The 24,784-nt window shown below is 51.3% G+C and carries 23 protein-coding genes; 17 read left to right on the top strand and 6 right to left on the bottom strand.

Going from position 1 to position 24,784, the window contains the following annotated elements:
* Positions 1–118: 118 nt before the first annotated feature.
* Complete coding sequence (gene srmB / locus Dpoa2040_RS16065) at positions 119–1,471, bottom strand: ATP-dependent RNA helicase SrmB (protein WP_042872185.1); 1,353 nt, start codon at positions 1,469–1,471, stop codon at positions 119–121.
* Positions 1,472–1,606: 135 nt separating this feature from the next.
* On the opposite strand from srmB, the gene Dpoa2040_RS16060 reads away from it, so the two are divergent.
* Complete coding sequence (locus Dpoa2040_RS16060) at positions 1,607–2,350, top strand: tRNA1(Val) (adenine(37)-N6)-methyltransferase (protein WP_168641895.1); 744 nt, start codon at positions 1,607–1,609, stop codon at positions 2,348–2,350.
* A gap of 73 nt (positions 2,351–2,423) precedes the next feature.
* Here Dpoa2040_RS16060 and nadB read toward each other — a convergent pair whose 3' ends face one another.
* The gene (gene nadB / locus Dpoa2040_RS16055) at positions 2,424–4,025 is read right to left on the bottom strand and encodes an L-aspartate oxidase (protein WP_168641894.1); all 1,602 of its coding nucleotides are present in this window, start codon (positions 4,023–4,025) and stop codon (positions 2,424–2,426) included.
* Between the two features lie 359 nt (positions 4,026–4,384).
* Here nadB and rpoE point away from each other — a divergent pair, with 359 nt between their 5' ends.
* From rpoE to acpS, 11 genes are all read left to right on the top strand, one after another.
* Entirely contained in the window at positions 4,385–4,960 is a 576-nt protein-coding gene (rpoE, locus tag Dpoa2040_RS16050; protein WP_042872177.1) for an RNA polymerase sigma factor RpoE, read from the top strand.
* 49 nt (positions 4,961–5,009) lie between these two features.
* Positions 5,010–5,678, top strand: a complete 669-nt coding sequence (gene rseA, locus Dpoa2040_RS16045) for an anti-sigma-E factor RseA (RefSeq protein WP_042872175.1) — start codon at positions 5,010–5,012, stop codon at positions 5,676–5,678.
* Positions 5,678–6,628 (top strand): sigma-E factor regulatory protein RseB, encoded by a 951-nt coding sequence (rseB, locus tag Dpoa2040_RS16040; RefSeq protein ID WP_042872173.1) that lies wholly within the window; start codon positions 5,678–5,680, stop codon positions 6,626–6,628. Before rseA ends, rseB begins: the two co-directional genes overlap by 1 nt.
* Positions 6,625–7,095 (top strand): SoxR-reducing system protein RseC, encoded by a 471-nt coding sequence (gene rseC / locus Dpoa2040_RS16035; protein WP_168641893.1) that lies wholly within the window; start codon positions 6,625–6,627, stop codon positions 7,093–7,095. Before rseB ends, rseC begins: the two co-directional genes overlap by 4 nt.
* A 264-nt stretch (positions 7,096–7,359) precedes the next feature.
* Positions 7,360–9,159 (top strand): translation elongation factor 4, encoded by a 1,800-nt coding sequence (gene lepA, locus Dpoa2040_RS16030; protein ID WP_042872169.1) that lies wholly within the window; start codon positions 7,360–7,362, stop codon positions 9,157–9,159.
* A gap of 15 nt (positions 9,160–9,174) precedes the next feature.
* On the top strand, positions 9,175–10,143 hold the full coding sequence (lepB, locus tag Dpoa2040_RS16025) for a signal peptidase I (RefSeq protein ID WP_042872167.1): 969 nt from the start codon (positions 9,175–9,177) through the stop codon (positions 10,141–10,143).
* A gap of 182 nt (positions 10,144–10,325) precedes the next feature.
* Entirely contained in the window at positions 10,326–11,006 is a 681-nt protein-coding gene (gene rnc / locus Dpoa2040_RS16020; RefSeq protein WP_042872165.1) for a ribonuclease III, read from the top strand.
* Positions 11,003–11,908 (top strand): GTPase Era, encoded by a 906-nt coding sequence (gene era / locus Dpoa2040_RS16015; protein WP_042872163.1) that lies wholly within the window; start codon positions 11,003–11,005, stop codon positions 11,906–11,908. The genes rnc and era overlap by 4 nt, the downstream gene beginning before the upstream one ends.
* 11 nt (positions 11,909–11,919) lie before the next feature.
* Positions 11,920–12,654 (top strand): DNA repair protein RecO, encoded by a 735-nt coding sequence (recO, locus tag Dpoa2040_RS16010; RefSeq protein ID WP_042872161.1) that lies wholly within the window; start codon positions 11,920–11,922, stop codon positions 12,652–12,654.
* A gap of 71 nt (positions 12,655–12,725) precedes the next feature.
* Entirely contained in the window at positions 12,726–13,457 is a 732-nt protein-coding gene (gene pdxJ, locus Dpoa2040_RS16005) for a pyridoxine 5'-phosphate synthase (RefSeq protein WP_168641892.1), read from the top strand.
* Entirely contained in the window at positions 13,457–13,858 is a 402-nt protein-coding gene (gene acpS, locus Dpoa2040_RS16000; RefSeq protein ID WP_042872156.1) for a holo-ACP synthase, read from the top strand. The genes pdxJ and acpS overlap by 1 nt, the downstream gene beginning before the upstream one ends.
* A gap of 6 nt (positions 13,859–13,864) precedes the next feature.
* On the opposite strand, the gene Dpoa2040_RS15995 is transcribed toward acpS, so the two are convergent.
* On the bottom strand, positions 13,865–14,125 hold the full coding sequence (locus Dpoa2040_RS15995) for a YfhL family 4Fe-4S dicluster ferredoxin (RefSeq protein WP_042872154.1): 261 nt from the start codon (positions 14,123–14,125) through the stop codon (positions 13,865–13,867).
* A 342-nt stretch (positions 14,126–14,467) separates the two neighbouring features.
* Here Dpoa2040_RS15995 and pdeH point away from each other — a divergent pair, with 342 nt between their 5' ends.
* Both pdeH and Dpoa2040_RS15985 read left to right on the top strand, forming a co-directional pair.
* A complete protein-coding gene (pdeH, locus tag Dpoa2040_RS15990) occupies positions 14,468–15,259 on the top strand; it encodes a cyclic-guanylate-specific phosphodiesterase (protein WP_071604336.1) in 792 nt (263 codons plus the stop codon).
* A 792-nt stretch (positions 15,260–16,051) separates the two neighbouring features.
* Positions 16,052–17,566 (top strand): diguanylate cyclase domain-containing protein, encoded by a 1,515-nt coding sequence (locus Dpoa2040_RS15985; RefSeq protein ID WP_168641891.1) that lies wholly within the window; start codon positions 16,052–16,054, stop codon positions 17,564–17,566.
* A gap of 16 nt (positions 17,567–17,582) precedes the next feature.
* On the opposite strand, the gene Dpoa2040_RS15980 is transcribed toward Dpoa2040_RS15985, so the two are convergent.
* Positions 17,583–18,425: an HlyD family efflux transporter periplasmic adaptor subunit gene (locus Dpoa2040_RS15980; RefSeq protein WP_168641890.1), complete on the bottom strand. Its 843-nt coding sequence runs from the start codon at positions 18,423–18,425 to the stop codon at positions 17,583–17,585.
* Positions 18,412–20,598, bottom strand: a complete 2,187-nt coding sequence (locus Dpoa2040_RS15975) for a type I secretion system permease/ATPase (protein WP_168641889.1) — start codon at positions 20,596–20,598, stop codon at positions 18,412–18,414. The genes Dpoa2040_RS15980 and Dpoa2040_RS15975 overlap by 14 nt, the downstream gene beginning before the upstream one ends.
* Before the next feature lie 634 nt (positions 20,599–21,232).
* Here Dpoa2040_RS15975 and Dpoa2040_RS15970 point away from each other — a divergent pair.
* The 3 genes from Dpoa2040_RS15970 to tadA all read left to right on the top strand — a co-directional run bounded on the left by Dpoa2040_RS15970 (position 21,233) and on the right by tadA (position 23,147).
* Positions 21,233–21,574, top strand: a complete 342-nt coding sequence (locus tag Dpoa2040_RS15970) for a hypothetical protein (protein ID WP_042872147.1) — start codon at positions 21,233–21,235, stop codon at positions 21,572–21,574.
* A gap of 121 nt (positions 21,575–21,695) precedes the next feature.
* Positions 21,696–22,625 (top strand): N-acetylmuramic acid 6-phosphate etherase, encoded by a 930-nt coding sequence (gene murQ / locus Dpoa2040_RS15965; RefSeq protein WP_168641888.1) that lies wholly within the window; start codon positions 21,696–21,698, stop codon positions 22,623–22,625.
* An 18-nt stretch (positions 22,626–22,643) separates the two neighbouring features.
* Entirely contained in the window at positions 22,644–23,147 is a 504-nt protein-coding gene (gene tadA / locus Dpoa2040_RS15960; protein ID WP_042872143.1) for a tRNA adenosine(34) deaminase TadA, read from the top strand.
* Positions 23,148–23,158: 11 nt separating this feature from the next.
* On the opposite strand, the gene mltF is transcribed toward tadA, so the two are convergent.
* Positions 23,159–24,622, bottom strand: coding sequence for a membrane-bound lytic murein transglycosylase MltF (gene mltF / locus Dpoa2040_RS15955; RefSeq protein ID WP_168641887.1), 1,464 nt, complete (start codon positions 24,620–24,622; stop codon positions 23,159–23,161).
* Positions 24,623–24,784: the final 162 nt, after the last annotated feature.

Genomic DNA, 24,784 nt, shown 5'->3' with positions numbered 1-24,784 from the left:
ACAGGCCGCAATGCGTCACTAAACACAGACGCCTGCGTTGCTACTACACATTCCTCGGTTGTCCCTAAACGTAAAAGGGAGCCGTTTGGCTCCCTTTCCTGGCATCAACTGCCCAGATTCAGCTGTTATCCGCTGGTTTTTCTGTCGGTAGCTCAACTGATGCTGTGGCGCTGGGTTGACGGCGTTTACCGATATTTTTGCTGTCGCGGTGGCGTACCTTGACCTTCGTTTTCTGCTTTTCTTTCTCTTTTTGCTTCTGCTCTTTGCGCTTAGCCAGCACTTTTTTCGATGGCTTGCCGTTAGATTTAGGGCTTGGCGCACGGGTAGTCGGTCGTAGTTCATCCACCACGCGGGCTTTCAACGGTTCATTGAGATAACGGCCAATTTTTTCAAGCAGCAGATAATCATGCGCTTCTACCAGCGAGATGGCACAACCCTTACGCCCCGCCCGCCCGGTACGCCCGATACGATGCAGGTAAACGTCTGACGTTCGTGGTAAATCGAAGTTGAACACGTGGCTGACGTCCTGAATATCCAGTCCGCGTGCGGCGACGTCGGTGGCAACCAATACTTTCACCCGGCCTTCGCTCAACCGTTTGATGGCTTCGTTGCGTTTAGCCTGTACCATTTCCCCTTCCAGATAGCAGGATTCGATACCCGCAGAGCGCAACCAGTCTACCAGTTCATGCACCCGCTCGCGCTTGCGCACGAACACGATGGAACGGGTTACGTCCGGCTGTTTGAGCAGGTGGCTCAGTAGTGCGGTTTTGTGCTGCACATCATCAGCGCGGTAGTACCATTGCAGGATTTTTTTACGCTCGCGCCGTGACGGTTCGGCTTCCACTTCGATAGGGTCGTTCAGCAGTCGCTCGGCAAAATCCTGAATAGCGTCGCCTTCCAGCGTTGCGGAGAACAGCATGGTTTGCTTGCGCCAGCGGGTTTCTCCGGCAATATGCTCAATGTCCTGGGCGAATCCCATGTCCAACATGCGGTCAGCTTCATCCAGAATCAGGGTTTCTACTGCACGACAGTCAAAATTTTCTTCTTTGATGTATTGCAACAGACGTCCGGTAGTGGCGACCACCACATCCTGATTCTCGCTGAATACTTCGGCGTGATTCATATAAGCCACACCGCCGGTGATGGTCGCAATATCCAGATGGGTATGTGCAGCCAGCGCCCGCGCTTGATCCGCCACTTGCATCGCCAGCTCTCGTGTTGGTGTCAGAATCAGGATTCGTGGCGGACCGGATTTTTTACGTGGAAAATCCAGCAAGTGTTGTAAAACCGGCAGCAGGTAGGCGGCGGTTTTGCCGGTTCCGGTCGGTGCGGAACCCAGCACATCCCGCCCTTCCATCGCTGGGGGAATGGCCTCGGCCTGAATGGCGGTTGGGCGGCTGAAGCCCATGTCGCGCAAGGCGTCAAGCAGGCTGTCATCAAGATCAAACTCGGAAAAATTGGTCGCAGTCATGGTCTACCTCTGTTCGGGGCGCTGATTATAGACGCATTGGCGGGGTTGTTCATCTGTTTAAGCGGTATTCGCCACTTTTCCCAATATTCTGTTTCTCCTATGCTAACCCCGTTTTGACAACAATATGGCATAGCAATGACCTTCCAGCAGCATACACCGGCTCCGCGTGCCGGCGGATTTACTTTTAAACAGTTTTTTGTGGCGCATGATCGTTGTGCGATGAAAGTCGGAACCGATGGCGTGTTGTTAGGCGCGTGGGCGCCACTGCATAAGGAAACCCGGATACTTGATATCGGTTGTGGTTCAGGTTTGGTGGCCTTGATGTTGGCCCAACGCAGCGGCGGGCGGACTCCAGTAGATGGTGTAGAGTTGGATACCGCCGCCAGTGCGCAAGCCTCGGACAACGCAGCGTTATCCCCCTGGGCTGACTACATACGAATTTATCAGGCTGATATTGTCGCTTATGCTCAGGCAGCTACAGCGCGTTACTCGCTGATTGTGAGTAATCCGCCCTATTTCTCTGTGGGCGTCGATTGCGCTTCTGCCCAGCGTGCGCAGGCGCGTTATACCACTACCTTAACGCACGACGCGTTGCTGGATTGCGCCAGCCGGTTGCTTGAGTCAGGAGGGCGATTTTGCGTCGTGTTGCCGTTACAGGTGGCGGATAGTTTTTTGAGGCTGGCGCAACAGTTGGCATGGTATGCCGACATCTGGGTTGATGTGGCGGATAGCCCGGCCCGGCCAGTCAATCGGGTGCTGCTATCGTTGAGGCGACATGCCGTAGCGCTGACGCGAGCATCGTTAATCATTCGTGACGATAATCGTCACTATTCGGCGTCATTTCAGGCGTTGACGCGGGATTTCTATTTGTCGATGTGAACATTTTGTCGATGTGAGTGCTCGTTGATGTAGTTTGCCGGGTGAAAACCCGGCATGAAAACCGGCTGTATCTTCAGGGATGAAGGATGGTTGGGTATGCGTTTTCCGCGCGTTGCGGATAATCAAGCGTGTAGTGCAGTCCACGGCTCTCTTTACGTTCGAGTGCACAACGTACAATCAGTTCCGCCACCTGAACCAGATTGCGTAGCTCCAACAGGTTGTTGGAGAGGCGGAAGTGGGCATAATATTCGTTGATTTCCTGCTTTAGCAGCGTGATGCGCCGTAGCGCACGCTCCAGCCTCTTGGTTGTACGCACAATGCCTACGTAATCCCACATAAATAGCCGTAGTTCGTGCCAGTTATGCTGAATCACGACCCTTTCGTCAGAGTTTTCCACCTGGCTTTCATCCCAGCGGGGCAACGATTCCACCAGCGTTTTTTCGGGTAAATGCTGCAAAATGTCTTCAGCAGCGGACCAGCCGTACACCAGACATTCCAGTAGTGAGTTCGACGCCATGCGGTTTGCGCCATGCAGGCCGGTATAACTGACCTCGCCAATCGCATACAGGCCGTCCAGATCGGTACGCCCTTGCTGGTCAACGACCACGCCGCCGCAGGTGTAATGTGCGGCGGGAACGACAGGAATCGGCTCCTGGGTCAGGTCAATTCCCAGCGACAATAACTTCTCGTAAATAGTCGGGAAATGCTGTGTGATGAAGTCTGCGGGTTTATGGCTAATATCCAGATACATGCAGTCTACACCCAGCCGTTTCATTTCGTGGTCTATTGCACGGGCGACAATATCCCGCGGCGCCAGTTCCGCCCGTTTATCAAAGTCAGGCATGAAGCGGCTGCCGTCAGGCCGTGTCAGCCAGGCGCCTTCACCACGCAGTGCTTCAGTCAACAAAAAATTGCGTGCCTGTGGGTGATACAGGCAAGTAGGATGGAATTGGTTGAACTCCATGTTCGCTACCCGGCAACCCGCTCGCCAGGCCATGGCGATACCATCTCCGGAAGAAATATCGGGGTTGGTGGTGTATTGGTAAACTTTGGCAGCGCCGCCGGTAGCGAGCACCACGGCTTTGGCACGGCATGATTCGACATGTTCTTTTTCGCGGTTCCACAGGTAAGCGCCAACTACCCGTTTATGGCCCGGCAAGCCGAGTTTACTGGAAGTTATCAGGTCTACTGCATTGCACCGCTCCAGCAACACAATATTGGGATGCTGCCTCGCCTGATTGACCAGCGTGGTTTCCACCGCTTTGCCGGTGGCGTCAGCCGTATGAAGGATACGACGGTGGCTATGGCCCCCTTCGCGCGTAAGATGGTAGCGAGCCTCGCCGTGCGGTGTAATTTCGGTATCGAACAACACCCCTTGATCAATCAACCACTGTACGCAATGACGAGCGTTACGGGCAATAAACGACACCGCTTCCTGATCACACAAACCGTCGCCGGCAATCAAGGTATCGTTGATATGGGCGTCGATGCTGTCGGTTTCATCGAATACGGCGGCGATCCCTCCCTGAGCGTAAAAAGTGGCACTTTCACTTAACGGTCCTTTGCTAAGCACTATCACGCGGGCATGAGGAGCCAGACGGAGCGCCAGCGATAATCCTGCTGCGCCGCTGCCGATGATCAGCACATCACAAGAGTAATCTGTAATAGAAGACATTATGGCTGTTGTTTAGTTTATAAAACAGTATTTTTGAATTTAGCACGATATTTATCTTAAATGTATTTTTTTGTTTTTTATATTAAACAACGTTGGTAGGTAAAGGCAGAACGGGGTGCCAGCAGCGGGCTTTTGACGTATGATTTGCCGGTTAGTGGGGAAAGGAACGAGAATAAAACCCCGCGGAAAGCGGCACTGTGGCGTGTGGCAGGCATCTGGCTGAATGCAAAAAATGCTTCATGTAGCGGAACCTTATGACAGAAAAAGACTCCAACCCAGTGCTTGCTCGATTTCAGACATATGGCTGGCAGTACGTGACTTAGGCGTGGTGACACGGTTTTGGGGAGACATGATCTCGGATGAGCGAGCAGTTAGCGGATCAGGTGCTGGTTGAGCGGGTCCAGAATGGCGATAGTAAGGCGTTTAATCTACTGGTCGTTCGTTATCAGCATAAAGTAGCGAGTCTGGTATCGCGTTACGTTCCAGCCGGGGATGTGCCCGATGTGGTGCAGGAGTCGTTTATCAAAGCCTATCGCGCGCTGGAATCGTTTCGTGGCGAGAGCGCCTTCTATACCTGGCTGTACCGTATTGCCGTCAACACGGCGAAAAATTATCTGGTGGCTCAGGGGCGGCGTCCTCCCTCCAGCGATGTGGACGCCAACGACGCTGAAAATTATGAAAATGCCAGCGCGTTGAAAGAAATATCGAACCCTGAGAATTTAATGTTGTCTGAAGAGTTACGACGAATCGTTTTCCATACTATTGAGTCATTGCCTGAGGATTTACGTCTGGCAATTACATTGCGTGAATTGGATGGGCTGAGTTATGAAGAAATTGCCGACATTATGGACTGCCCGGTCGGCACTGTTCGTTCACGCATATTCCGCGCACGGGAAGCGATTGATAATAAAGTGCAACCGCTTATTCAGCGTTAGCTTGTTCTTAACGTTACTCATGACGGATTTGACAAGGTAAGGTGAAGTTATGCAGAAAGAAAAGCTTTCCGCTTTAATGGATGGTGAGGCAGTGGACAGTGCGCTGCTGGGTGCCTTGTCGAAAGACGACAAGTTGCAACAACACTGGCAGCGTTACCATCTGGTCCGCGACACACTGCGTGGCGATGTCAGCGAAACGCTGATGCATGTCGATATCGCTGCACGTGTGGCTGTCGCTATCGAACAAGAGCCGGTGCAGTTCAAGGCGCAGGTGGTAACGGAATCCCAGCCTCATCCCCGTACCTGGCAGGCGTTGTCGTTCTGGCACAACGTTCGTCCGCTGGCCAGCCATCTGACGCAAATTGGCGTGGCGGCGTGCGTTTCGCTGGCAGTGATTGTGGGTGTACAGCACTACCAGCAAAACAGCGCTATGGGCGATAATAGTGTAGCGGAATCGACGCCTGCGCTTAGCACGCTGCCGGTAATGGGTGGCTCGGCTTCCCCGGTCAGCCTGAGCGTGCCGGCAGAGAATAGTGTGGCGCATAGCGGGCAGCGTCAGATGCAGGCGCAGCATGAGCGCATCAATGCGTTGCTGCAGGATTATGAACTGCAACGCCGTGTGCATTCCGATCAACTCCAGTTGCAGCAGCAAGGGAGCCAGCAGCAGGCTGCCGTACAGGTGCCTGGTACTCAGTCATTAGGAATTCAACCGCAGTAATGAAGCGTTACTGGTTTGCCGCATGTGTATTGCTGAGCAGCCTGTCTTATTCCTCTCTCGCCCCGGCAAGCGATTCCGGGGCGTTGTTGCAGCAGATGAGCAGCGCTAGCCGGTCATTGAGTTACGAGATTTACTACATCAGTGTTTCCCGGCAGGGCATTGAGTCATTGCGTTACCGTCATTCGGTGCAAAATGGCGAGGCACTGGCTGAACTCATTCATTTGGACGGTCCTAAGCGCGAAGTGATTCAGCGTGGCGGGGACATCAGCTATTTCGAAGCAGATGCTGAACCCTTTACCTTGTCAGGCGATCATATTGTTGATGCGCTGCCAGCCTTGATTTTCGCTAATGTGGAGCGACTGTCCGCTTATTACGATTTTATCCCTACCGGTCGTATTCGTCTGGCTGATCGTCAGGGCGATGTGGTGAGAATCGTCTCCAGGGACGGCACCCGTTTCAGTTATATCGTCTGTCTTGATGCGGAGTCACGCCTGCCGTTACGTGTCGACCTGCTTGATCAAAATGGCGAGCTGCTGGAGCAGTTTCGGGCTATTTCTGTCACGGTGGATAAAACGGTGCAGATTGCCATGAAGCCGCTGGATAAGGTTACTCAGCCGCCGTTGCTCAGCATCCCCACCTCATCTGGCGCTAATTTCAACTGGATGCCGGAATGGTTGCCGGTTGGTGTGGAGGAGGTGTCACGTAGCCAGCGACCGTTGCCGGGAATCACTGGCCTTGCGGAATCGCGTCTTTACAGTGATGGATTGTTCAGTTTTTCCATTAATATCAGCCCGGCAGGAGAGAATCACCCTGATCAAAATGCGTCGCTGGGCCGCCGAACCATCCACACCGAAATACGAGATAATCGGGAAATCACTGTGATTGGCGAATTGCCGCTGGCAACCGCCAAGCGTATTGCAGATAACGTGTTATTCAAGGCGCAGCCATGATCAAAGAATGGGCGACGGTGGTTTCCTGGCAGGCGGGCACCGCTGTGTTGCGCTGTGAACAACGTTCCGGTTGCCAGAGTTGCCAGTCTCGCATGTCCTGTGGCACTGGTGTGCTGAACCAGATTGGTGGAGCCGCAATACATCAATTGGCGGTGTCGTATCCGCAACCGTTGCTGCCAGGTCAACGGGTCGAAATTGGTCTGGCAGAATCCAGTTTGTTGCGTTCTGCGATGCTGGTTTACCTGTTACCGCTGTTGGGGCTAATGCTGGGGGCGGCGTTGATGCAGCACTGGCTGCACAGCGATCTGATGGCTGTGATGGGTGCATTCGCTGGTGTGGCGGTGAGTTTCGCTGCGGTAAAGCGGTTATCAGCGAAAATTGACAATAATCAGCGTTATCAACCGGTGATTCTGCAGGTCTGTTTGCCCGAAAACCTGTTGCGAACCGATGTCACCTTGGAGCGCTGAAACGCCCTCAGTCAGCCGGATTGCTGGCGAGTTGGTATTCTGGTTTTTTCCTTTTAATGACTTTTTACCTCTGCTTTCATCTTCTCATCCGTAACCCTGTCATAATCAATGAATTGATTAGATGCGCCATGACTAGGTTTTCCACTGTATGGCATGTAGAATGCTGCGATTCAGATATATGACGACAGTAGCTATGGCTGTCATCACATTGCGCGTGCCGTTCGGCAAGAATTTCAGAAATACCAAGGTAGAAAAATTTTTATAATGAAGCATATACGAAATTTCTCCATTATTGCTCACATCGACCACGGTAAGTCGACACTCTCTGACCGCATTATTCAAATTTGTGGTGGCTTGTCTGAACGTGAAATGGAAGCGCAGGTGCTGGATTCCATGGATCTGGAGCGTGAGCGCGGTATTACCATCAAAGCTCAGAGCGTGACGCTGGATTACAACGCTTCCGATGGTCAGACCTATCAGTTGAATTTTATTGATACCCCTGGACACGTTGACTTTTCCTATGAAGTTTCCCGCTCGCTGGCAGCCTGTGAAGGGGCGTTGCTGGTGGTGGATGCCGGACAAGGGGTTGAAGCACAGACACTGGCTAACTGTTATACCGCGATCGAAATGGATCTTGAGGTAGTGCCGGTGCTGAACAAGATTGACCTGCCGGCAGCGGACCCTGATCGCGTCAGCCAGGAAATCGAAGATATCGTGGGGATTGATGCGACCGATGCGGTGCGTTGCTCCGCCAAGACTGGCGTAGGCGTACCGGATGTTCTTGAGCGTCTGGTGCGCGACATTCCGCCGCCGGAAGGCGACCCGGAAGCGCCGCTGCAGGCGCTGATTATCGACTCCTGGTTCGATAACTATCTGGGCGTGGTATCGCTTATCCGTATCAAGAACGGTACTCTGCGTAAGGGTGACAAGATCAAGGTGATGAGTACCGGTCAGGTGTATAACGCTGAACGCCTGGGGATTTTCACGCCTAAGCAGGTGGACCGCGATGTCTTGCAGTGTGGTGAAGTCGGCTGGTTAGTGTGTGCCATTAAAGACATCCTCGGCGCGCCGGTGGGCGATACCCTAACGCTGGCGCGTAAACCGGCTGAAACACCGTTACCGGGCTTTAAAAAAGTAAAACCGCAGGTGTATGCCGGCTTATTCCCGGTTAGTTCCGACGACTATGAAGCTTTCCGTGACGCACTGGGCAAACTCAGCCTGAATGATGCTTCCTTGTTCTACGAACCGGAAAGCTCTACCGCACTGGGTTTCGGCTTCCGCTGTGGTTTCCTTGGGCTTTTGCATATGGAGATCATTCAGGAGCGTCTGGAGCGTGAATACGATCTTGACCTCATCACCACTGCGCCGACGGTGGTATACGAGGTTAAAACCACCAGTAACGACGTTATCTATGTTGATAGCCCGTCCAAACTGCCGCCGGTCAATAATATCGACGAGTTGCGTGAACCGATTGCCGAGTGCCATATGCTGTTGCCGCAGGAATATCTGGGCAACGTGATTACCCTGTGTGTAGAAAAACGTGGCGTGCAGACCAATATGGTTTATCACGGCAACCAGGTGGCGCTGACCTATGAAATTCCAATGGCGGAAGTGGTGCTTGATTTCTTCGACCGTCTGAAATCGACTTCCCGCGGTTATGCCTCGTTGGATTATGGCTTTAAGCGCTTCCAGGCATCGGACATGGTGCGAGTGGACGTACTGATCAACAGCGAACGTGTGGACGCGCTGGCGTTGATCACTCACCGTGACAACTCGATGTACCGTGGTCGTGAGCTGGTGGAGAAGATGAAAGATCTGATCCCGCGTCAGCAGTTCGATATCGCGATTCAGGCAGCCATCGGTAACCATATTATTGCTCGTTCTACCGTGAAACAGTTACGTAAAAACGTTCTGGCAAAATGTTACGGTGGTGACGTTAGCCGTAAGAAGAAATTGCTGCAGAAACAGAAGGAAGGGAAGAAACGCATGAAACAGGTAGGCAACGTCGAGCTGCCGCAGGAAGCGTTTTTGGCCATTCTGCATGTTGGAAAAGAAAGCAAATAACCCTGAGGAGTTGGCATGGCCAATATGTTTGCTCTGATTTTGGCATTAGCAACGCTGGTGACCGGCGTTGTCTGGTGTCTGGAGCGGTTCAAATGGGCGCCAGCGCGGCGCTCTAAAGTTTCCGCACTAAGTCAGCAGGTTAATGGTGTCGTCGACGAGAAAACGCTGGCGAACAGCATCAAACAGCCGGGTTGGATTGAAACGTTTGCGTCGGTTTTTCCGGTGTTGGCGTTGGTGTTTGTGGTGCGTTCGTTCATTTTCGAGCCGTTTCAAATCCCTTCTGGTTCGATGATGCCGACGTTGTTGATCGGGGATTTCATTCTGGTCGAAAAATTTGCCTACGGTCTTAAAGACCCGATAACCCAAACCACTCTGATTGAAACCGGACATCCTAAGCGCGGCGATATTGCGGTATTCAAATACCCTGGAGATCCGCGTTTGGATTACATCAAGCGTGTTGTGGGGTTACCGGGTGATCGCGTCAGTTATGACCCGATAGCCAAGCAGGTTACTATTCAACCTGGATGTGGTGACAAGCAAATCTGTAGCAGTGCCCTGCCGGTGACCTACAGTAATGTCGAGCCTAGCGATTTTGTGCAGACATTTAGCGGGAGTGGCCGCGAGATGACCAGCGGTTTTTATCAGATTCCGCTGGAGCAGAAAAGTGAAGGCATCCGTATGGCCGCACGCAAGGAAACATTGGGTGAGGTGACGCATAACATCCTTACCGTACCCGGCGCTCAGGATCAGCTAGGCATGTATTACCAGCAACCCCGTCAGTCGCTGGGGACGTGGGTGGTGCCAGCAGGGCATTACTTCATGATGGGGGATAACCGCGATAATAGTGCAGACAGCCGTTATTGGGGATTTGTGCCGGAACGAAATCTGGTGGGTAAGGCAACGGCCATCTGGATGAGCTTTGAAAAACAAGAAGGTGAATGGCCTACTGGCGTACGGTTAAGCCGTATTGGCGGTATTCATTAATCGAATGTAAATAAACTCGCAGCATATTTGCGACTTCCGTTGTAGAATATTTCTGAATAATAAATGCTGGCTCCCGGGCGGGAGCCACTGCAAACGAAACAGTTTTGACTTAATTAAGTGGCAAGGCAGGGCTGTTCCGTATGCTGTTGTTTAAAAAGGCATTATAGATCTATTGGTAACACATGAACCCCATCCTGATAAATCGTTTACAAAAAAAGCTGGGCTATACTTTCCAACAATATGACCTTTTATTGCAGGCGCTAACTCACCGCAGTGCCAGCAGTAAACATAACGAGCGACTGGAGTTCCTGGGGGATTCCATTCTGAGTTTCGTTATCGCTAATGCGTTGTATCACCGTTTTCCTCGTGTGGATGAAGGCGATATGAGCCGAATGCGTGCGACATTGGTGCGCGGTAATACGCTGGCGGAAATTGCCCGAGAGTTTGAATTAGGTGAATGCCTGCGTCTTGGTCCCGGTGAATTAAAAAGCGGGGGCTTTCGTCGGGAGTCGATTCTCGCGGATACCGTGGAAGCGTTGATTGGTGGCGTATTCCTGGACAGCAATATTCAAACCGTTGAGCGACTGATTCTGACGTGGTATCAGACCCGTCTGGATGAGATAAGTCCAGGCGATAAGCAAAAAGATCCGAAAACCCGCTTGCAGGAGTTCCTGCAGGGACGCCACTTGCCATTGCCTACCTATCTGGTGGTGCAGGTTCGCGGCGAGGCGCACGATCAGGAATTTACTATTCATTGCCAGGTCAGCGGGTTCAGCGAGCCGGTAGTGGGTACTGGGTCAAGCCGTCGCAAAGCTGAGCAGGCTGCGGCGGAACAGGCCTTGAAAAAGCTGGAGCTTGAATGAGCGAAGAACAGACCTACTGCGGCTTTGTCGCGATTGTTGGCCGACCAAACGTCGGTAAATCCACGTTGCTGAACCAGTTGCTGGGGCAGAAGATATCCATCACCTCCCGCAAGCCGCAGACGACCCGCCATCGTATTATGGGTATCCACACAGAAGGGCCGTATCAGGCTATCTATGTGGATACACCGGGGCTGCACATTGAAGAAAAGCGCGCTATCAACCGCCTGATGAATCGTGCCGCCAGCAGTTCAATCGGTGATGTGGAACTGATCATCTTCGTGGTGGAAGGCACTCACTGGACTGATGATGACGAAATGGTGGTAAACAAACTGCGCGAACAGAAAGCGCCGGTGCTGTTGGCCATCAATAAAGTGGATAACGTGGCGGATAAAACGAAACTGTTGCCACATATCCAGATGCTGAGTGAAAAGATGAATTTCCTCGATGTGGTACCGATCTCTGCTGAGAAAGGCACCAATGTTGATACCATCGCGGCGATTGTGCGCAAGCATCTGCCACAGGCTATTCACCATTTTCCGGAAGATTATATTACTGATCGCTCACAGCGGTTCATGGCCTCGGAAATTATTCGTGAAAAGCTGATGCGCTTTCTGGGTGAAGAACTGCCGTACTCGGTTACGGTGGAAATCGAACGTTTTGTTGCCAACGAACGTGGTGGCTATGACATCAATGGCCTGATTCTGGTGGAACGCGAAGGGCAGAAGAAGATGGTGATTGGCAATAAAGGCGCCAAGATTAAAACCATCGGTATCGAAGCACGCCAGGATATGGAGCAAATGTTTGATGCGAAAGTCCATCTGGAACTGTGGGTGAAGGTGAAATCCGGCTGGGCGGACGATGAGCGTGCGCTACGTAGCCTGGGTTATATTGACGATCTCTAAGGCTTGTGCCGATGGAAGGCTGGCAACGCGCGTTTGTCTTGCATGGGCGACCTTACAGCGAAACCAGCTTGCTGCTGGATCTGTTTTCTGAAAATGAAGGCCGTGTGCGTGTGCTAGCGAAAGGCGCCCGTGCACGGCGCTCCAGTCTTAAAGGCGCTCTTCAGCCTTTTACGCCGTTGCTGGTACGTTGGGGTGGGCGAGGCGAAGTTAAAACCTTGCGTAACGCTGAGCCGGTTTCTCTGGCGTTGCCACTGAGTGGCTCGTTGCTCTATAGCGGCTTGTACGTGAATGAGCTGCTGACACGGGTGCTGGAACTGGAAACCAATTATTCCGCTCTGTTTTTCGATTATCTTCATTGTTTACAACAATTGGCGGCGGCCAGTGGCTCATCTGAACCTGCTTTGCGGCGCTTTGAACTGGCGTTGCTGGAGCATCTTGGTTATGGCGTTGATTTTCTTCACTGTGCCGGCAGCGGTGAACCGGTTGCCGATACCATGACCTATCGTTACCGGTCAGAAAAAGGTTTTATTGCGAGTTTGGTCGTGGACAACCTCAGTTTCACTGGACGTGAACTGCGGGCACTGGCGTCAAGGGAATTTCCAGACATTGATGCCCTGCGTGCAGCCAAGCGTTTTACCCGTATGGCGCTGAAACCTTATCTTGGTGGTAAACCACTGAAAAGCCGGGAGCTATTTCGGCAGTTTATGCCTAAGCCCTATAAAGCTGACCCGGATGAAAAGATCTAGAATTGCCTGGGTATCGTCAGATGCCGCTGGCGTGTACACTGCGGCAAAGACTTATTGTTGAAGGATGGATCATGGCTGAGTTGTTGTTGGGCGTAAATATTGATCATATAGCTACCCTGCGTAATGCCCGTGGTACGGCGTATCCCGATCCAATACAAGCAGCGTTTGTGGCGGAGCAGGCAGGGGCTGACGGTATCACCGTCCACTTGCGCGAAGACCGTCGCCATATTACTGATCGCGATGTACGTTTGTTGCGCCAGACCATACAGACTCGTATGAATCTGGAGATGGCGGTAACGGATGAAATGCTGGCGATAGCCTGTGAATTGAAACCACATTTTTGTTGTCTGGTGCCGGAAAAACGTCAGGAAGTGACGACAGAAGGTGGGCTGGATGTTGCAGGCCAGCTCGACCGTATCACTGCCGCGGTGACACAATTGCGTGACGCAGGTATTCAGGTTTCGCTGTTTATTGATGCTGATCATGCACAGATTGATGCCGCAGTTACCAGTGGAGCGCCTTATATTGAAATCCATACTGGCGCTTATGCTGATGCGCAAAGCGATGTAGCCCGGCAACACGAATTTGAGCGTATCCGCGATGCGGCTACTTATGCTGCGGCCCGCGGCATCAAGGTCAATGCTGGCCATGGGCTGACTTATCATAATGTGCAGCCGATTGCCGCGTTGCCGGAAATGCATGAACTCAATATCGGTCATGCCATTATTGGACGTGCAGTGATGAGTGGTCTGGCACCAGCAGTGGCGGAGATGAAAACGCTAATGCGGGAAGCCCGACGCTAATGGCGATTTTGGGACTCGGCACGGATATTGTCGAAATCGCCCGTATTGAGGCGATCACTGGGCGTTCCGGTGATCGCCTCGCCCGGCGTGTACTCAGTGAGCAGGAGTGGTTGCAGTATCAGGCCCATTCGCAACCGATTCGTTTTCTGGCCAAACGCTTTGCGGTCAAAGAGGCCGCGGCTAAGGCGCTGGGCACTGGTATCCGTGATGGCCTGGCGTTTGCACAGTTTGAAGTGGCGAATGACGAACTGGGTAAACCCTGTTTACGGTTTCTTGCGCGTGCTGCTGAACTGGCTGAAAAGATGGGGGTTAGGCACGTACATGTATCGCTGGCGGATGAACGACACTACGCCTGTGCTACCGTGATTATTGAAGGGGGCGATTGTTCGCCCTTGCGCTGAACGTGATTACAGCTGGTCTGCATGGTGGAGCAGAACAAATTTTTCCCACAGTTGATCGTGGCTCTCTTGGTGGTTAATGTCTTTGAGGATGGTGTTGTCAATCGGGCAGACCTTCTGGCAAGTCGGGGTATCATAATGCCCAACACACTCGGTACAGCGTAGCGGGTCAATTTCATAGATCTCATCCCCCATCGATATGGCCTGATTGGGGCATTCCGGCTCACACATATCGCAGTTAATGCATTTCGCGGTAATTAGCAGCGCCATGTTTTCTTTCCTTTCATCAATCAGCCCTGATTATACGCTGCCGCGAGCCGGTTACACAGCATTGCTATGGTATAAACGACATAACGAGAGGTGAAGGGATAAAAAAAGGGTTTATTTTCTTGATTGAGAGACTATACGACGAAAAGATTAATCACTATTATGCGTTTATAGTGCATAATTTTTCATAGTAATTTGATATCAAAAAACAAAAATTCTCATGCAATGTATCCGTCATATTTACTTTGTACTGTAATTACAGCCTGCCTTTATAAAGATTGTTGAGGCAGAATCGATAAACTCATGTGTGCATATGGTATACTTTATTCGTAAGCATCTCCTTCAATGGCGGAACATATAGTGCAGCAAATTAGTCACTTTAATCAGCCCGGCTCTGAAGTCTCCGTCACCGGGGAGGTGCAGTGTGCAGATGCTGATTACTGGCACAGCTGCCACAGGCGGTACCGATTTCAACCTATTTATCGCACTTCTGGTCGTTTGATGGGGATTGAGTTGCTGACCGCCGTTTTTCACCCATCCTGTCCGCAGAAATTTTTATCTCCTGAACATTACTTTGCCCGCCTTAGTGTTGAAGAGCGCCTCAATATCGTTATTGAACAGTTGCAGTTACTAAACCAATGGCATGACCGCTTTGTCCAGGATGAATTACGCGCCTCTGTTAATATTGATGGGCTGACTTTGCTGGCTTTGCAGGAAAACAGCAAGGCCAAAAAGCTGCTGACGACAATGCCCTGGCTGCGTTTCGAACTGGTTGAAAGTCTGGCGGTTTTGCCTCATGACACACTGGCGATGTTGCCCGAAGCCGGGTTGCTCTGGTTGGATGATTTCGGCTGTGGTATGGCGAATTTTTCCTCGTTATCACGGGTAAAATACGACTGTATCAAGATTGCCCGCGAGCTTTTCATCATGTTGCTTAATAGCAAAGAAGGCAGGCAGTTGTTTCCGTCACTGGTGACCCTGCTTGCCACTTACTGCAAGGATGTTGTAATTGAAGGGGTTGAGACTGAAGAAGAGTGGGATATCATCAGGCAATCTGATGCTTCCGCAGCACAGGGATATTTTTTGTCTATGCCTCAACCATTTGAAAATATGGAAGATCTTTGTTCCGAGTTGTAATCATGCCTTCTTTATATTCCTGATATACCTGAATGAGCGCCTTTTTTCCTGTTTGTCGTGAAGTATTCTATTCCCCTCTGGAACCTGCCTTTGCTTCATCAACACCTTGAGGATAAAAGAAAAAATTCATATATCATCAATATACGGCATAAAGCAAATGATTAGATTGCTATTTATAGATTTCTCATTCTTTATGCCTTGTTTTTTATATAAATATAGTGTTTTATGTGGTATGGATTGCTTTTCCAGACTGGCAAAATCACGGCATTAGCTTAAAAAAGCAACAACCATAAGAAAAAGAACTGATCGATTTATAAGGTCCATAATAAATTGATTTATAAAGATAAAAAAATAAATCTTTGCTGGTAACGATCAAAAAACAACTTGTGATAGTTATTTTTGATTAAAATAGTAGGACTTATCGGTATAATTGATTTGCTTACGAAAAATTGATAGTCAAAATACTGCGCTACGAAATCGGTAATAGAACCGTATAAAAATATTAGCCAGGCTTATGTCTATTACTATCATTAATATAACTGATTAAGCTCATTCTCTTGATTCTATTATTTAGGTCTGCACACGGCGATATAATGGAGGCTTTATGCTGTCGTTTTTATGGCTATGAACCTGTCCTGCAGAGCTGGATAGTTTTTTCATTCATCCTTTCTACTCTCCGGAAATGTGCCAACCCTGAAAATCTATACAAGGGGAGTTATTACCGGGATTTTTCGTCTTCAGTGATGCGATTTGTTCGATCAGGACCGTTCCGGGCCTGAGGAGAGTGTTATTGTGTATGAAATTATAATAACTCTATTAATAGTGCTCTTAGGGATTTCTTCTGCCAGAAGCCGTAAATTTCAGGAAAAAGCCAACGCAGAACAAAAAAAGCAGGACTTCCTGAACATGGTGTTCTTTGCCGCTGAATACAGTCCATCATCCATTATGATCGCTAATGAAAGCAGTGAGATTGTGTACGTAAACCGGCAGTTTACCGTTATGTCTGGTTATGAAGCGGAAGAGGTGATTGGCCGGAAAACGAATATATTAAGCTCTGGCATGACCAACGCCAGTGTGTATGAGGAACTATGGTCTACCTTGAATAAAGGTGAGATCTGGAACGGCGAGTTTGTTAATCGTAAGAAAAACGGGCAGTTATATTGGGAAAAAGCCAGCATCGTCAAAATATATAATAAAGCCAGTGATGCCGTTCAGTTCGTTAGTATAAAAATGGATATCACCGAGCGCAAGACGCAGGAGCATCATGACAACTCCTACAACCGTGCGCTGGAGTTACTGTCGAGCGGTGCGCCGCTGAAGGATATTCTGGATGCGATTATCTTCAGTGTTGAGGAGAAGAATCCCGGCAGAATTGTCTGTTCCGTTCTGTTGGTTGACAAGGAAAATAAATGTCTGACCCTTGGCTCTGCTCCCAGCCTGCCGGGTTTTTACAAGAATGCTATCCACAACGTGAAGATTGCTGACGGTGCGGCTTCGTTTGGCTCTGCCGCCTATTCTGGCAAACGTGTTATCGCGGAAGATATTTCCACTCACCCCCATTGGACATTGTATAAAGGCCTGGCGTTGTATGCCGGGTTGCGTTCCTGCTGGTCTGAACCCATTTTTGGGCAGAACAAGGAAATTCTTGGGGTACTCAGTGTTTATCACCGCAAGGTCTATTCCCCGACAGAGGATGAAATTGCCTCTATTGAGAAATCTGCGCAACTGGTGTCGGTGGCTATCGAACGTTACCGTGCGATTGATATGCTGCGTCGTAGTGAAGAGCACTACCGGCAATTGGCCCATTACGATTCATTGACCTCGCTGGCCAATGGTTTGACATTTGCCGAGCAGATGGAGCAGGCTATCCAGTTATCCCGTCAGACAGGCAGGAAGATCGCGTTGATGTTCCTTGATCTGGATAAATTCAAGCAAATTAATGATACCTTCGGCCATGCAACCGGGGATTTGCTGCTAAAAGAAGCAGCAGCGCGTATGCGAGGTGCAGTGCGTGAAACCGATACGGTTTATCGCCGCAGCGGTGATGAATTTATTATCCTGTTGCAAGGGATAAAAGAAGTCGAGAATACGCTGTACGTCGCCGACAAGATCCACCATGCCCTCAACGAGCCTTTCTATATTGAGGGCAAGAAATTAGATATCTCGTGCAGCATAGGTATTGCGCTGTATCCTGAACATGGAACGGATTCGCTGGCGTTAGCTATCAATGCTGATGCGGCGATGTATCAGGCGAAGGCGCTGGGACGCAGTCAAACTCAGATCTATCATGATCTGAATACCCACTAGTCGTCTTCGGCTGGCGTTATCGTTCCCGCAGCGCTTCTGTCCAGGCTTGCCGTATTGGTTTTAGCAAATAGCTAAGCAATGTTTTCCTGCCGGTGATCACATCAACGTTGGCAATCATGCCGGGAAGAATCAACTGTGGGTTGTCGTGAGTCCCCAGGTCGTTTTTATCTGTGCGTAGCTGTATAAGGTAGAAGCTGTTACCTGCCTGATCGGTCATTACATCCTGACTGATCTGATCGATATAACCTTTCAAGCTGCCAAATGTGGTGTAGTCGTAAACGGCGAAAGTGATCATCGCATCCTGTCCAGGGCGCAAAAATGCTCTATCTTGTGGCTTTATACGCGCTTCAATCAGCAACTTGTCATCCAATGGGGCGATTTCCACCAGCGCACGGCCAGGAGAAATTTGCCCGGTAGTGGCATCGACAAGAATAGATTTGATAATACCCCGTACTGGCGCGGTGACCAGCGATAGCCTGTCCGCCGTATTTTCACTGGTATCAGGCGAGTGAGGCCGCTCACTATGCTCTAACTGCATCAGGGGATCACCCATGTTGACTATCTGCCCCTCGCGGATATGTAGCTTGCCCAGTTTACCTGCTTCCGGTGCCAGTACACTGTACTGAGGCGATTGACTGAGCGTTTTCCCTGTCGCCGATACGACTTCATCCACGTTGGCAACCGCGGACCAGCCCATCAGAAAAATCATGAAGGCCAACATAGTCCAGATCGATAACCGGATGAACATGGGTGCATCTTCCACCAGCGCTTGTCCGACATCCGGCAGCCCTTGCGACTCCTGATGGCGATGACCGAAGAAATATGTATTGATAGAGCGAGCGAATTTAGCGAGAAGCATTGATCTGTCCTTTCTTTAATGCGTCCAGTACGATGGCTTTGGGACCATCGGCGATAATACGTCCTTTGTCTACGATAACGAGTCTATCTACCAGTGTCAGCATGGAAACCCGGTGTGTGACCAACAGCAGTGTTCTGTTGGCGAGAATGGCTTGTAGAGCTTGCTTAAAGCGGTCTTCACTGCTGTTGTCCATGGCGCTGGTAGGCTCGTCAAGCAGCAGGATCGGCGGGTCAAGCAGCAACGCACGGGCAATAGCGACGGCTTGTTTCTGACCGCCCGACAAGTGCATCCCTCGCTCACCAACCTGTAGGTTGTAACCATCCGGATGTAGTCGGGCGAAATCGTTGACGCCAGCGATATCTGCCACTCGCAGCATAGCGTCGTCTTCAACATAACGGGCACCGAAAATCAGGTTGTCCCGCAGCGTACCGCTAAACAGTTGAATATCCTGTGGCACATAACCGATGTGGTGGCGCAGGTCGGCGATGTCGAACTGACGTGCGTCAACACCGTCGATCAATAGATTACCGGTGGTTGGTTGGTAAAGGTTGACGATCAATTTTTCCAGTGAGCTTTTACCTGAGCCGGTACGACCAATAATGCCGACTTTTTCGCCAGCGCGAATTGACAGATTAATATCAATCAGGGCGCGGTTTTTCTGCTCCGGATAGCTGAAAGTCACGTCGCAAAACTCAATGCTGCCCTGAATGCTTTCTCGTTTTAAAGGGGAGGATTGATCGCCTCTCTCTTGCGGTAGCGCCATTAATTCATGCGTTTCTTCCAGGGTTAACCGGGTCTGCAGGTAGTGGATAAACAGCTCGGACAGTGTTCCCAGCGTTATCAACACCCGGCTGTTAAGCAGATAACAGGCGAACAGCGAACCTGGCGTCAACTGCGCGCTCAGCAACAGATAGACCCCTACGACCATCATGACGACGCTGGCGAGATGCTGGCATGTTTGGGTCAGATGGACGGCGAGGGCCGATAAGGTTTTCGCCCTTGAGCTGAGTCGGCTGATGTCACTGCTGATTTGTTCCCACTGACGCTGGCGTTCACCTTCGGCATTATGGATTTTAATGGTGTCTAGTCCGCTCAGCGTTTCCGTCAGCAGTGCTTGTCGTTGTTCAGTTAGTCGGCGGGAATGCGTGTGCGCCGTCAATATAGGCTGTTGCAGGAGTACATTGATCACTAAAACCAGTAGCAACGTCAGCAAGGGCACCCAGAGCAGCGGACCTCCCAGTATGCCGAGTAAGATCAGCATCAGCAGCGTAAATGGGAAATCGAGCAATGTTCCCAGCGATAACGACGATAACGTGTCGTGCAATGACTGAAGTTCCCGCACCCGATGAGCGACGGTGCCGATGCGTGCCGGAAAGACCGAGCGCATCATGCCCACCAGACGCTCGAATAAGGTGGCGGAAAGCAGAAGATCGGTCTTTTTCCCAGCAATATCCAGGCAAACACTGCGTAATATCTTCATGATAAGTTCAAACAGCAGTGCGATGCCGAGGCCGGAAGCTAATACCCACAACGTATTTGTCGTTTGATTGGGGAGCACCCGATCATAGACCTGCATAACGAACAGCGGGATAAATAGCGCGATGATGTTGATCAACAGGCTGACGATGGCTGCATCCAGATACAGATTGCGTGATAGTTTCAACGTGTCGCGGAACCAGGCTTTACTTCGTGGCAGTAATGTCGCTGGCGATGCGTCGAAACGGGGGGCTGGCTGGGCAAACATGACTAACCCCAGATAGTTTTGCTGCAGCGTATTGTGATCAACCGTGATTTCGCCACCTTCGGTTTCGCCGGTCATCAGACGCGCGTTACCGTCTGTTGTCCAACCCAGCAGGATAGCGGCACGGCCTTCGCGTAGTAACAACATTGCAGGTAGCGACATGGACGGAATGGCGTTTAACGAACGTTTAAGTATCCGGGCACGTAAACCTGCGCGTGCAGCAGCACGCGGCAGCAGGCTGGCAGGCAAACGTAGGTCTTCAAGCGGTAAGCCTGCGGTCAGCGTGGTACGGCTGGCTGGTTTTCCTTGTAATTGGCACAGGACCTGCAAGCTGTCGAGCAACGGGTCATCATGGCGGATACGAGGATCCTGATGTTGCGCAGAATGGTGCGGTTCTTCGCTGCCAGATGGCTGCTTATAGTGTGTATTCATGTCGCTATGCGTTCCTTAGCCACCAAGTGTTTGCTTACAGGTACATTTCATTTCAGGTGCATCAGTCAGAATAATGTCGGTTTTGAGGCCGCTTTATCGATCCACTTTGTTGAGAAACCTCGAATGGCGGTCAATATAACTGACATTTGGGTGCGACATAATACGCTTGTTAATCGGTATGCTGACAACTATTAGCTATGAATCATCTGCTATAAAATGCGAATGGCGGACAGAGAATCTGTTTGGATAGCTTGCCCACCGATGGTGAAAATGCCATGCTGATAAATGGCCTAACGTGATGTGCTGATGAGGGATCGTGAAGCGTGTTCTGGCCTCGCTGCAGGGAGTTCACTCGTGCGACGCCGCTGATTCCACCGGCAGACGACTATGCAATTATTGGCTTGCATCGCCTGCTGTGGGTGGAGACGATGGGTTTTCATGTCGGCATCTTGTGGCAGTTCATGTGTGAGATGTGTGCGTGGTTGCGGTTGCTAACCGCTGCCAAGTCGATGGTCACATGTGTCCTGATCCGCTTTGTCTGCCGACTTGCAGCACGGTATACAATAAAAACCCTAATCAGGAGCAAATTCACCCTGAGGTGTGCTTGCTATATTGTTCATAAAAAGGGCTAGATATGTTTTACATTCTGCGTGACAGCAACGGCCATATTATCCGAGTAGAAGAATTACCGTTTCCAGAAATGAACGGCGAGTTGCCGGATGATTCTGTAGAAGCCACAGCATGGCTGAATAATCAGCAGGCCATTATGGCTAAGATTGAGCGGTTGCGCAGTAGCGATCTGGAAATGGTACGTGTGCTGGAAGATCTGATTCAGGTATTGATCACCAAAGGGCAGATCAACATCACCGATTTCCCGGCCGCTGCACAGCTTAAACTCGTCAACCGGGCGCGGGATCGTGAAGAGTTGGGTAGTCTGGAGTCGTTGATCCGCGATGATGAGGACAAGCTCTTCTGACGTTGAGACGTGCTGACAAAACGGCTTGCCAGTTACCCTGCAAGCCGTTTTTTATTGGTTTGGCAGATGGTGAGCGCTCGTGTGCGACAATCGGTATAACCCGATTCAAGGTGGCTGAATAATGATAAAAAACGAAAAAAAGGTGGATTTCGGCACGTTACTATCAGAAACCCGCAATCCGGCATCCATGAATTTGGATCTGCTGTCCACGCTGGACATGGTGTCGTTGTTCAATCAGGAAGATCATCGTGTGCCGGAGGCGATCCGTGAAGTATTGCCTGCGATTGCTCAGGCGGTAGATGCCGCCGCCGATTGCCTGAAGGCTGGCGGGCGAATTATCTATCTGGGGGCTGGCACCAGTGGTCGTCTTGGCGTATTAGATGCCTCGGAATGTCCGCCCACCTTTGGGGTCCCGCATGGATTGGTGGTGGGGGTGATCGCTGGCGGCCCTGGTGCATTGCTAAAGGCGGTAGAGGGCGCCGAGGATGACCCGTCGTTAGGCGAAGCGGATTTAGTCGCGTTGACATTAACCCCTCAGGATATGGTCGTCGGTCTTGCTGCGTCGGGGCGAACGCCCTATGTGATTGGCGGCTTGCGTTATGCTCGTGCATTAGGCTGCCGTACCGCCGCTATCTCCTGCAATCCACATTCACCGATTGCACAGGCAGCAGAGATCGCCATTTCTCCGCTGGTTGGGCCGGAAGTATTGACGGGGTCTACCCGACTGAAATCTGGAACGGCGCAAAAATTAGTGCTGAACATGATTTCCACCGGTGCGATGGTACGACTGGGCAAGGTATACCAGAACCTGATGGTGGATGTGAAAGCCACCAACGTGAAATTGGTGGATCGTGCCTGCCGTATCCTGATGGAGGCTACTGGTATTGATCGGGATTCTGCACAGCGGTATTTGGTGCAGACTGATTATGAAGTCAAACCGGCAATAGTCATGGTGGTGACTGGCTGCGATGCGCCACTGGCCAGGCAACGTTTAGCGGAGAAAAGTGGTTATCTGCGCGATGCGTTGTGCGAAGAACGGGCGAAAAGCTAAGAGGAAAAGCTAAGAGTAATGATGAACAGTCCGATGGGTGATGAGTTTTGGATGCGCCATGCATTGTCGCTGGCGCAACGCGCCTGGGACGAGGGCGAAGTGCCGGTTGGTGCAGTGCTGGTGCAAGGGGAAACGATTATTGGCGAGGGCTGGAATCGACCAATTGGCCGCCATGATCCTACCGCTCATGCAGAGATCATGGCGTTACAGCAGGGCGGGCAGGCGCTGCAAAATTATCGTCTGCTGGATACCACGCTATACATTACGCTGGAACCTTGTGTGATGTGCGCCGGCGCGATGATCCACAGTCGCATCAGCCGACTGGTGTATGGTGCGGCGGATGCCAAGACCGGTGCTGCCGGTTCGCTGGTAGATATTCTGCGTCATCCAGGCATGAACCACTGCATTACCATCACCGATGGGGTTCTGGCGGATGAATGCTCCGAACTGCTTAGCCGCTTTTTCCGTATGCGCCGTCAGCAGCAACGCGAAGCGCGTGCAGGGCGGGAAATCTCTGGATGACCGGGCGTGCCTTAGCGGGGGCGGGCGGAATTGGCTGTCAACTGTTCTGGTGGTACGGCGGGGTAGGCACTGGCGGCCAGTTGTTGCTGTGATGCCCGGTTTTCTTTCTCTGCAAGATATCCGACCAGGCTGACCATATAGCGCCGGATATTTTCCACGTAATCATAAGCCTCCTGACCGCGGGCGTAACCGTTGGCGGTCTGGGTGTAATAGCGCTTTTGGGCCAGCATCGGCAAACGTATTTTGACATCGGCCCAACTGTCCGGATTGCCTTTCTGTGTTTCTGTGAGTTTACGGGCATCCATCATATGGGCGTATCCCATGTTATAGGCGGCCAGCGCAAACCAGATACGTTCGTCCGCCGGAATGGTAGCGGGTACTTGTTGCATCATCTGACTCAGGTATCTGGCACCGCCGCGGATGCTTTCCTCTGGATTAAGTCTATTTGCCACATCCAGGCTGTCAGCAGTATTGCGGGTCAGCATCATCAGGCCGCGTACCCCGGTTGGCGAGGTTGCCAGCGGGTTCCAGTGCGATTCCTGGTACGAAATAGCGGCCAGCAGTTTCCAGTCGATCTCTCTGGCATATTTTTCGAACAGTGGACGCAGGCCCGGTAACGTACTGTCGATAGCGCTAAGGAACGTGGTGGTATCCACATAATCGAACTCACCGACGTGACCGAGGTATTTTTCTTCCAGACGGGCAAGGGTGCCGTCTTCCATTATCTGGCTGAAAAAATCCAGTAACGCGGCGGAGAGGCTATCGTCATGGGTTTGTCGCAGATACCAGGTAACCGGTTCTTCATCGCTCAGGTCAAATGATACGGCTAACTGCGGGTGAATACGTTGCATCAGGCCGATGTTGATGGAGTCAGCGATGGTGTAATCCAGTTTTCCTTCCGCCACCTGCTTTAGCAGATCCAGTTCGGACACATTGGTAGCGACTTCCCAGCTCAGTTGCGGGTATTTGCTCGCTTTAAGGTCACGCAGCATGGCGGTGTGCGCCGAACCGGACAGTACGGTCAGTTTACCCTGCAACTTGTCCAGCGAGTTGGGGCGAGCCGTACCCATGCGGTAGACCAGTTGCTGTGACACTGAATAATAGGACGGCCCTGCCTGGAAACGGCTCAGACGCTCCCGGTTATAAATCAAACCGGCGGCCAGCAGATCAGCCGTGTTGTTATCCAGATCGCTGAACAAATCATCGACATTTTGGCGCACCGATACCACCAGCCGCACGCCGAGGTAATCGGCGAATCGCTTGGCCAGTTCGTAATCCAGTCCGGTGGGGGAACCGTTACTGAGGAAATAAGTCAGCGGAGAGGTCACGGTGCTGATACGTAGCTCGCCACGTGAAAGGATTTGCCTTAGCTGAACGTCCTGGTCGCTGCGCCATGGAATATTTGGCCACAATGCCAGCGTTAACAGCAAAGCGATTACCCCGATGAATACATAATTTATCGTTAAACGCTTCAATGAGTTGTCTCTCGGCGGCCAGTTGGCCTGTCTGTCTGTAACGGCAGTTTCTTATACGTCTGTCCCAGAGTCGGGGGCATTTTGCTTAACAAACCGCCAGTGTGCAACTGTTATTCGTTTGTCTATAGTTTGACCGCTGCATGTCTGCAATGTTTAACAATC

The sequence above is a fragment of the Dickeya sp. CFBP 2040 genome (genome assembly GCF_012273755.1).
GTDB classification, from domain to species: Bacteria; Pseudomonadota; Gammaproteobacteria; order Enterobacterales; family Enterobacteriaceae; genus Dickeya; species Dickeya poaceiphila.
Note: the sequence above shows the minus strand (reverse complement) of the source record. Positions and strands in the feature narration are given on the sequence as shown.